Raw genomic sequence first — 8,748 nt, forward strand, 5'->3', positions numbered from 1 at the left:
CGCCCACACTCGCAAGCACCGCCTTCATGCCGATCCGCCGGCGTAGCGCAATCAAGAGCGGATACACAAGATAGAACTGCACCTCGAGCGACAGCGTCCACAGCGCGCCGTTCGACCCGAATGTCCCGCCTGCTACACCCTGCAGCGAAAGCAGATTGACGATAAACAAATGCAGGTCAAGCGTCCCGATCTTCGGGCTAACCGGCGAAAAGCCGCGGCTCCACGAATCGAGCACATACGTCAGCACGAGCGCCGCGAGCAGCACCGGGTAAATCCGCGCGAACCGGCGCATGAGGAAATTGCCGGTATCGAAGGGTGCGGACGGGTTGGCGAGCAGCTTGCGCGCCGTTCCACGATGAATACAGTAGCCGCTGATCACAAAGAAGATCGGCACACCGGCCGAGCCCCACGCAATCGGAAAGGTGAGATAGCTGAAAAGCGTGTTGAGATCGAAGCCTGCAGCCGTCTTGTGAAACTGCTGGATGCCGATCCACGTGATCTGGCGGCAATGAAAATACGCGACCAGGAGCGCGGCGAAACCGCGCCACGCATTGATGGCGATGTCCTTGTCTTCCACGCTGACCGTGGCTACCCGCTCCGGCGATAACTGCAGGGAAGAAGCCGCCGGATCGAGCAGGGAGGAGTCGCTCATTAAAAACCTCATGTCCGCGATGTTTCGTTCATATAAGCGGGACCGGTCAATGCCGGGCCTACGGCGCCTTTGGGACGCGCTCACTCAGTAGGTGTCGTGAGTGCCATGTTAGTCCCGCAAATAATGGAAAAATATGCGCGGCAACCGCCTGGAAACACCTCGTACTGCGCATGATCGGGAAAAAACTCGTCGGGGTCTGTTCGAAAGGTAACGAATTAATTCGGCTGGAAACGGCGGCAATTATTTGCCGTTTTTTTTCTGATAACTTCATTTCAAACCATTCGAAAACAGGGTAACGCCATGGACATGCACGCACTCGCTGGTATTGCTGTTTTATTGGTCCTCGCCGCGGTCTCGGCGTACAGAGACGCGCTGCGCAACGATCCGATGTCGAAGATGAATGCATCAGGCATCCGTTTTCCGCAGGCTGACGACATCGAATAGCGCGGGATTGGACCGATCGTGCTGTAGCCCGGTTGTTGAATCAAAGCGGATTCTTCGTGGATAACCACGGTCATCGGCAATGCGTATGTACGAAACCGCACGAACGGCTGTTCGTGCCTCAATAAAATAATCATTTGGGAAGCGCGCGATGCTGAAAGTCACCAAAGCCGTATTTCCTGTCGCCGGACTTGGAACGCGTTTCCTGCCCGCCACCAAGGCGAGCCCGAAGGAGATGCTGCCCGTCGTCGATAAGCCGCTGATCCAATACGCCGTCGAAGAGGCGATTGCCGCCGGCATCACGGAAATGATCTTCGTGACGGGCCGTAGCAAACGTGCGATCGAGGATCACTTCGATAAATCGTACGAGATCGAGGCGGAGCTCGAAGCGCGCGGCAAGCAGGCGCTCCTCGACGTCGTCCGCAAGATCAAGCCTGCGAACGTGGATTGTTTTTATGTCCGCCAGCCGAACGCGCTCGGCCTGGGACATGCGGTGTTGTGCGCCGAGAAGCTGATTGGCGACAACCCGTTCGCCGTCATCCTCGCGGATGATCTGCTCCACAGCAAGGAGCCGGTGATGAAGCAGCTCGTCGATGTCTTCAATCATTACCATAGCTCGGTGATCGGCGTGGAGCGCATCAACCGCATCGATAGCGCGTCCTACGGCGTGATAGAAGGGCGCGAGTGGGAGGAGGACATCATCAAGTTGTCGGGCATCGTGGAGAAGCCGCAGCCGGCGCTGGCGCCATCGAATCTCGGCGTGGTCGGACGCTACGTATTCATGCCCGGGATCTTCTCGCATCTGCGCGAGACGCCGCCAGGAAGCGGCGGCGAGATTCAACTGACCGATGCCATCGCGTCATTGCTTTCAGCCGAACAGGTGCTCGCTTACCGTTATTACGGCACGCGCTTTGATTGCGGCAGCAAGCTCGGATATCTGAAGGCGACCGTGCAGCTCGCGTTGCAACACCCGGAGGTGCGGGAGGGTTTCGAGGCTTATCTGCGTGAATGCATGGCGGAGCTGATGCCGGCGCCCGTGCCCGAGCAGATCGAACAGGCGGAACTGACTGTGCTTGAATAGGACGCGGCTCGCATCATCGAATGGACCGGTGCGAGCAAAGTCCGGGCAGAATCAGAAATCAAACCACCGGCATAACCACGGCGAGTAAGCGACCAGGATTTGCTGGATCGGGGCGTGATGCCCGTAAGCAATCGTCGATACAACCAGCAGCCCGAGCCCCGCGAATATGGACCCGGTCATCTTGCGCGGCTGACCGAAAAAGCGCCGCAGGAAAAACAGCGCAACGCCGCTGCCGAGGAACCATCCGGCGACGACTTCAATGGGCGTGTGGGCATCCTGCACGACCCGGCAAAAACCGATCAGCGCGCCGAGCGCCAACCCGGCCGCCGCGCCAAGCCCGTACCAGCCCGCGCACCAACTCCCGGCCAGCAATCCGAACGTCACGCCCCATACCGCCGATGTCAGCATGGTATGGCCACTGATCACGCGAAAATCGAGCGATCGGACTTCGATACCGCAGCCCGCATAAAGAATCTTGTTGATCCCGACCAGCGCCAGCGCGGCGCCAAGCGATGCAATCCAGACCAGCGCCTCGCGCTTGTCCGTTGCCCGCAGCCAGATCGCGCATCCCGCCGCGACCGGAATGGTCACCGCCACGTCACCCAGGTTGGTGAACATGGCCATCAAGGTGGTACTTGTCATGCTTCCCCCGAAAAACGCGCGCCGTGCTGCGACCGAAAACGTCGCGCACGGCTTGTCGCGCTGTGCTTTTACATCGTATCTATTTAATCTTCTGCTGCTTTCCTGCGTCCGGCAAGCCGGTATTCCGTCGGCGAGATAGACAGGCGTTTGCGAAAGATCTTCGCCAGTCCGTCGCCGCTTCCCGCGCCGCATCGGCGTGCAATCTTGTCGACGGGCAGGTCGGTCGCCGCGAGCAACATGCAGCTTGCATCGAGCCGGGCGCGCAATAAATATTCCGATGGCGTCAGCCCGATCTGCGCCTTGAACCGGCGCAGGAAGTTGCGCTCGCTCATGGCGGCGACACGCGCGGCATCGGCGATGGAAATAGGGCGGATATAGTTCTCACGCATCCAGCGCGCGGCTGCGTCGATTTTTTGCCGCACGCCGCCCACGTCGGTGTCTTCGAGCACGGCGGACAGCTTCGGCCACGCGCCGGGGATCGATCGCTCCGATACTTCCCGCGCCAGCGCCGGACCGTAATCGCGCTTGATGATCGACAACGCGGCTGCGATCGGACCCTTGGGGTCATCGAGCGTGAGCGTCTGTTCCGCAATGAACAACGAGCTCGTCAACGCGGACGCCGCTGCGGGGTCCTCGAAGTCGGGCGCGCGATTCTGCAGCGACAGGTTCGCCGCGGCGAGAATCTGCGAGCCTTCGCCGATTGCCTTCACGAAGGAAATCTTCGGCGCGACGCGGCTCAAGCGGCGCAGCAACTGCGTGTCGAGTTTCGCGCGCTGTGCGCCCTCTCCGCCGGCAATGAACAGCGCATCGCAATCGCTCATCCAGCGTGTGTCGAGACTTTCGGTCCAGATGCGCATGGAGCAACTGCTGGCAACGCTGCCGCCATCGCTCGATAAAAACAGCAGCGCATAGTCCGGCGTCTCGCCACCCTTGATCGCGGCTGCATCCGACAGTTCGTGAATCTCGTTGGCGAGCGAAAACACTTCGGAAATCGAACTGACTTCGACAAGCGAAAAATCTTCGAAGATAAGAATGCCGATTCGCTTGGGTGCCGGCGTGCCTTCGAGTCTGGCTTCGTGCATAACGTCTTGCATTGCGTCGTTGGCGGTTTCGTTTGCCGGATCCTGGCCGGGGGCGGACACTTCGTGTTCGGTTGTATCGGGCGATGATTGAGCATGCAGCTCGTGCGCGAGTGCGGTATTTGCACCGGTCGGGCGCACAATCTGCAACCGGCTCATGCCATTGGCGTGTCCCATCAACTTTCTCCGTTGTCGGTCAGAGCGGCGGGTATTTGGTCTCGTATGCGTCGCACTATACGCGGCGATGATGATGCGTCATATCAGTCGTCTGAAAAGCACGAGATGTTGGCAGATGGTTTCGATATTCGAGTAATAAGCTGGCCCTTAGTGATCGCTAGTGATCGAAATTGCGACGCGCATAGCGCACGAGCGTGATGCGTTCGCCAAGCCACATAAGCCACATAAGTCAAACAAGTCACATTCACTAGAAATCCTGGCCCGCTCGCGAGCGCCGGACAAACAAGGGGCGGATATGCTGAAAGTACGCAAGGCGGTGTTTCCCGTCGCAGGACTGGGAACGCGTTTTCTTCCTGCAACGAAGGCAAGTCCGAAAGAGATGCTGCCGATCGTCGATAAACCGCTGATCCAGCACGCGGTGGAAGAAGCGGTCGCCGCAGGCATTACGGAAATGATCTTTGTCACGGGCCGCGGCAAGCGCGCCATAGAAGATCACTTCGACAAGTCATATGAAATTGAAAGCGAGCTCGAGGCACGCGGCAAACGTGAGTTGCTCGACCTCGTGCGCAACATCAAGCCGTCGCATGTGGATTGCGTGTACGTGCGTCAGGCCGAACCGCTGGGCCTGGGCCACGCCGTGCTGTGCGCTGAAAAGCTGATCGGTAACGAACCATTTGCCGTGATGCTCGCCGACGATCTGCTCGACGGCGAACCACCCGTCATGGCGCAGATGGTCGAAGTGTTCAATCGATATCACTCGTCGGTGCTCGGTGTCGAGGAGATCGATCCGAGCGAATCAGGATCGTATGGCGTGATCGACGGGCGCCAGTGGGACGATCATCTGTTCAAGATCGCGCGTGTGGTCGAGAAGCCCGAACCGGCGCTCGCGCCGTCGAACCTCGGCGTGGTGGGGCGGTATGTCTTGATGCCGCGCATCTTCCAGCATCTGCGCACGCAGAAGCCGGGCGCGGGCGGTGAAATCCAGTTGACCGATGCAATCCAGGCGTTGCTCGCTGACGAACAGGTGCTGGCGTATCGGTACAAAGGCAAGCGTTTCGATTGCGGCAGCAAGCTCGGCTATTTGAAAGCGACTGTCGAGTTCGCATTACGGCATCCGGAAGTGGCGCAGCAGTTTGACGCCTATCTGAAGGCGTTCCTTGCAAGCCGTCGCCCTGCGCCCGAAGCCGAACCCGAAGTCGAGCCGAAAGACGAACCGCCTTTGGATGAAACGCCCGAACTCGCAGTCGATGCCTGATAACGACGTCGCCGGAGTTTGTCAGCTGCAGGCAGGTCCGGCCGTGTCGGGGACACGTAATCAATTGCAGCATGTGCCGTGTTTCAAGTAGCGCTAGCCCCCCGGTGCGCGCTATGGTCTTTAGCCCGCCTCGTGCGGGCTTTTTTTCGTATGTGCATGGGCCAAAAAAAGCGGCTCATGAAGCCGCTCGCCAATCAAGTGGACTGCGTCGCTGCGTGTTACCGAAAATAAGCCTTGGCGTTCGGATGCACGTCGTCACGACTGAGTACTTCAGTGGGCAGCAGCCACGCGTAACCGCTGTGCTGAACGAAGCGGCCTATAGGCACGGCGCCGCCGAGCGTGATGGAGTAAGCGAGCACCACATAATGCGTCTTGATGTCCGCAACGCCGGCAAAGTTGTCGTCGTAGTGGTGCTCGAATACGCCGAACAAACGCGAGGCTGAACGCTGGACGCTGGCTATACCCAGCTCGTCGCGTACCACGCGCGTGAACGCGGTATCGAGCGTTTCGCCTTTCATCACGCGTCCGCCCGGTACGAACCACATGCCTTGCGCCGGACGGTTGCGCCGCTGCCCGAGCAGCACGCGACGATTGCCGTCGGTCACGATCAGGTCGATGGACACAAGCGGTGTCAGCCGAACGACATCGAGAAAATCCGCTTCATTCAGATGAGAAGCGCTGGCAGTAGCCGGGGATTTCGCCGGGTGGGCGGTGCCGTGAGTATCGGAAACTGCGGAAAACGAAGAAAGGTCTGTCACGCTCGAAATACCTCAGTCATGGTCGTTGTTCTTGGACAGGCGTGTGCAGATACCGCTTACTGGAAACACAATCATGTGGCGCCAGGACGCAAAGTTTTCCTGTGCATCGATGACTGTTCCGGCACTTAATGCAGGCAATTCAGTTTAGCGCGCGTCCAGAGCCGCCGTATTGGCGATGGACTGGCAGAAACCGACGAAAGATCGTGTTCGTAAGCCAAAAGGAAGTCAGCGCAGTTCATTCGGTACGAGCGTGGTGTTTTCAGCGTGCGTTGTGTCGGCGGGGTCGGGTGTGTCGACCGGACATGCGGTCATCACGGTGGCGCAGCCGATCAATACGGCGAGAAGAAGGTTGCTGCCGAGCGACGAAGCGCGCGATGTATCGTGTTGGTTCATGGCGATTACAACGGCATGCGCCGTTACCTCAAATGATCTTGGAGAGATCGAATTTAAGGGACGCCTGACGATGAAACTGTCGGAACTTTCGTAAAGGCCCGGCAGCTTCATCGAAACAGTCTGAAGCGCAATGGAACATGAAGCTACCTCGCGGCATACCCCTCTGGCGCGTCGACGTTCTTCTTCATCACCTCGGTGTTCTGCGAAATGACGTACACGGGCGCTTCGGTGAGGGTCAACGCCACCTGCCCGTTCGCGTAGGGCAGCGTCGATGGATTGCCCATCATGTCGAGCACGGTGAGCGTTCCGGAAGTGCCGGGTGCATCGACGGTAAGCGAATAACGCACGCCCCGCGTGGCGCTGAAGCCCGAGGCGCCGGGCCACGCGGCGTTGTCATGGGTCCATAGCGCGGTCACGACCTTGCCGCCGTCCAGCCGCTGGAACGCATAGGCATACACGCCGGGCGGGGTGTCCTTGACGTGGCCTAAAGTGGTAGTGCCGTCTATCGCACGCGTCATTGCCGCCACGCCCATGGCGGCGGGTTTTGGGCTGATCTGCATCGGGCCGAAACCGCCTTCGGCGTTCACGAGGTCGAAGAATATGCCGTACCCCACTTCGGGCGGATCGGTCGCGTAGAAAATGTAGCTCATGTCGGCGCCTTCGCCGAGCAGGATCAGATGCAGGCGTGCGACGAGCGCGCCCTGCGCATACAACACGTTCGCGGACGGCGTCGTGCTTCCGTACTTCGTGCCGATGTCATAGCTGATCCCGGACTCGGTTATGAAAAGCTTCGCGCCGGGTTTGAGCATCTGCGTCATGGTGTGGCGCAGCGTGCGCATCATGGCCGGCAAGCTTTGCGCCGCCTTTTGCGGATCGCTGTTGCCCGCCATGCGCTCGGGCGGATGCGAGGGCGACGTGCCGACATCGTAATAACCGTGCGCGCTCACGCCATCGATATATTTGGCAATCCCAAGCGGTGCGAGACGGTTCAGCCACTCGGTGTTTTTTCCCAGCGATGACAACGTCAGCCCCATGACCACCGCATGCGGATCGGTCGCGTGGATGGCTTCGTACGTGGCTTTGTACATCGCGACGAGATTGGCGTCGGAATCGCGCCACGGAAGGCCGCCTTCATAATCAGGCTCCCAGCTCACTTGGTAGTAATTGCTCGATTGCGTCGGAAATACGGTCGAGCGCACACGGTTCGACTCTTCGCCCACGCGTTTCATGTATGCGCTGTAGTCGGTGAGCGAGGAGGGCGCGTAGCTATGCGTGTCCTTGCCTGTCTGGTTTGCCCAGCCCGGAATGCCATCGAGCTGGATCAGGCGCAGCAGGTCGCCTGGTTTAAAGAAAGGCTGGAGGTTATCGGCGGCGGCGTTGAAGGTGTTCGGCGCCTTCGGCTCCGTCATGTACCAGTTGCGGTTGTCGTTCACCCACGTGAGACCGAGGTCCGTATAGAGCGGCCGGTAGCCGTCGCCGGAACAACATGACTGACCCGGTCGCAGATATGCCGCGCCCTGACCGCCAAAGCGATGCAGGTCGGCGTGCTTGTACTTGACCGGCGGCAACACGCCCGAGAGGTCGGGCAGCACGCCGAACGTAGCGATGCCTGCCGGCCGTGTGCCTTTGGACGGAAGCGTCACCGGCGACGCATTGGGAGATTCGAGCCGTGCCGAGACGGCGAAATACCCTGCTGCCTGCGAAATGCATCGGATGGACGACCCGTGCACGCCCGGCGCGACGGCAATGCGGCCGCTCGCCTTGACCGTGTTCCATGCGTCCTGGACCTGCCAGACGAGCGTGCCGGTCGATTTCGTTCGCGTGGTCAGCGTCACGTCGAACGGTTGGCGCCTCGGGAACATGCGCGTGCCGTTGCTGCCGGGGGTATCGGCTTCGACGCTGTCCGCCGTCGGGCTCGAACCGGAGATTTCAACCGGGGCGGCAGCCGTGCATTGCATCGCGAGCGGGGTGGACGGCGGCGGTGCATCGGCAATAAAGCGTGCGGCGCCGCTCGGTTTCGAGCTTGCTTCCACCCAGCAATGCTTTGTCGCGCCCGGAGCGGGGTCGTCGAAAACGCCGTTGTCGCAGCCCGTGCCGCCGGTGAATGTCTTGACCGAGTGTTTTTCGGGCGTGCCATAGAGCACTTTTCTGGCGCCATCGAAGGAGCATCGCTCGTATTCGGCTGCGCATGGCGTCCACGAGGCGCCGTCTATCTTGACCGTATCGTCCGACGGCTCCGCATCCTGGGCGGCTGCCGACTCCCCGCGGCA

The 8,748-nt window shown here is 60.1% G+C and carries 9 protein-coding genes; 3 read left to right on the forward strand and 6 right to left on the reverse strand.

Going from position 1 to position 8,748, the window contains the following annotated elements; translation table 11 throughout:
- On the reverse strand, positions 1 to 652 hold a 652-nt coding region (locus ACFFAR_RS16725), incomplete at its 3' end, for an acyltransferase family protein (RefSeq protein WP_174365437.1).
- A gap of 300 nt (positions 653 to 952) precedes the next feature.
- Between ACFFAR_RS16725 and ACFFAR_RS16730 the strand changes: the two genes are divergently transcribed.
- Both ACFFAR_RS16730 and galU (ACFFAR_RS16735) read left to right on the forward strand, forming a co-directional pair.
- Positions 953 to 1,096, forward strand: coding sequence for a hypothetical protein (locus ACFFAR_RS16730; protein WP_172811946.1), 144 nt, complete (start codon positions 953 to 955; stop codon positions 1,094 to 1,096).
- A gap of 148 nt (positions 1,097 to 1,244) precedes the next feature.
- Complete coding sequence (galU, locus tag ACFFAR_RS16735) at positions 1,245 to 2,174, forward strand: UTP--glucose-1-phosphate uridylyltransferase GalU (RefSeq protein WP_062167451.1); 930 nt, start codon at positions 1,245 to 1,247, stop codon at positions 2,172 to 2,174.
- A 51-nt stretch (positions 2,175 to 2,225) separates the two neighbouring features.
- On the opposite strand, the gene ACFFAR_RS16740 is transcribed toward galU (ACFFAR_RS16735), so the two are convergent.
- Positions 2,226 to 2,816, reverse strand: coding sequence for a phosphatase PAP2 family protein (locus ACFFAR_RS16740; RefSeq protein WP_375508153.1), 591 nt, complete (start codon positions 2,814 to 2,816; stop codon positions 2,226 to 2,228).
- An 83-nt stretch (positions 2,817 to 2,899) separates the two neighbouring features.
- On the reverse strand, positions 2,900 to 4,072 hold the full coding sequence (locus tag ACFFAR_RS16745; protein ID WP_375508154.1) for a GlxA family transcriptional regulator: 1,173 nt from the start codon (positions 4,070 to 4,072) through the stop codon (positions 2,900 to 2,902).
- Between the two features lie 295 nt (positions 4,073 to 4,367).
- Here ACFFAR_RS16745 and galU (ACFFAR_RS16750) point away from each other — a divergent pair, with 295 nt between their 5' ends.
- Positions 4,368 to 5,327, forward strand: coding sequence for a UTP--glucose-1-phosphate uridylyltransferase GalU (gene galU, locus ACFFAR_RS16750; RefSeq protein ID WP_082771313.1), 960 nt, complete (start codon positions 4,368 to 4,370; stop codon positions 5,325 to 5,327).
- Positions 5,328 to 5,545: 218 nt separating this feature from the next.
- Here the strand turns inward: galU (ACFFAR_RS16750) and ACFFAR_RS16755 are convergent, their stop codons facing one another.
- The 3 genes from ACFFAR_RS16755 to ACFFAR_RS16765 all read right to left on the reverse strand — a co-directional run.
- A complete protein-coding gene (locus ACFFAR_RS16755; RefSeq protein WP_062000954.1) occupies positions 5,546 to 5,995 on the reverse strand; it encodes a GDP-mannose mannosyl hydrolase in 450 nt (149 codons plus the stop codon).
- Positions 5,996 to 6,310: 315 nt separating this feature from the next.
- Positions 6,311 to 6,478, reverse strand: a complete 168-nt coding sequence (locus tag ACFFAR_RS16760; protein ID WP_155524231.1) for a hypothetical protein — start codon at positions 6,476 to 6,478, stop codon at positions 6,311 to 6,313.
- Between the two features lie 143 nt (positions 6,479 to 6,621).
- The coding region (locus ACFFAR_RS16765; protein ID WP_375508155.1) for a hypothetical protein at positions 6,622 to 8,748 on the reverse strand (2,127 nt) is incomplete at its 5' end.

The sequence above is a fragment of the uncultured Caballeronia sp. genome (assembly GCF_964243625.1).
Classification (GTDB): Bacteria; Pseudomonadota; Gammaproteobacteria; order Burkholderiales; family Burkholderiaceae; genus Caballeronia.

Bases quoted from the DNA above. Each gene is read 5' to 3' on its own strand.
- ACFFAR_RS16730 (WP_172811946.1), top strand. From the start codon at position 953: ATGGACATGCACGCACTCGCTGGTATTGCTGTTTTATTGGTCCTCGCC.
- ACFFAR_RS16740 (WP_375508153.1), bottom strand. From the start codon at position 2,816: ATGACAAGTACCACCTTGATGGCCATGTTCACCAACCTGGGTGACGTG.
- ACFFAR_RS16760 (WP_155524231.1), bottom strand. From the start codon at position 6,478: ATGAACCAACACGATACATCGCGCGCTTCGTCGCTCGGCAGCAACCTT.
- ACFFAR_RS16745 (WP_375508154.1), bottom strand. From the start codon at position 4,072: ATGGGACACGCCAATGGCATGAGCCGGTTGCAGATTGTGCGCCCGACC.
- galU (WP_082771313.1), top strand. From the start codon at position 4,368: ATGCTGAAAGTACGCAAGGCGGTGTTTCCCGTCGCAGGACTGGGAACG.
- galU (WP_062167451.1), top strand. From the start codon at position 1,245: ATGCTGAAAGTCACCAAAGCCGTATTTCCTGTCGCCGGACTTGGAACG.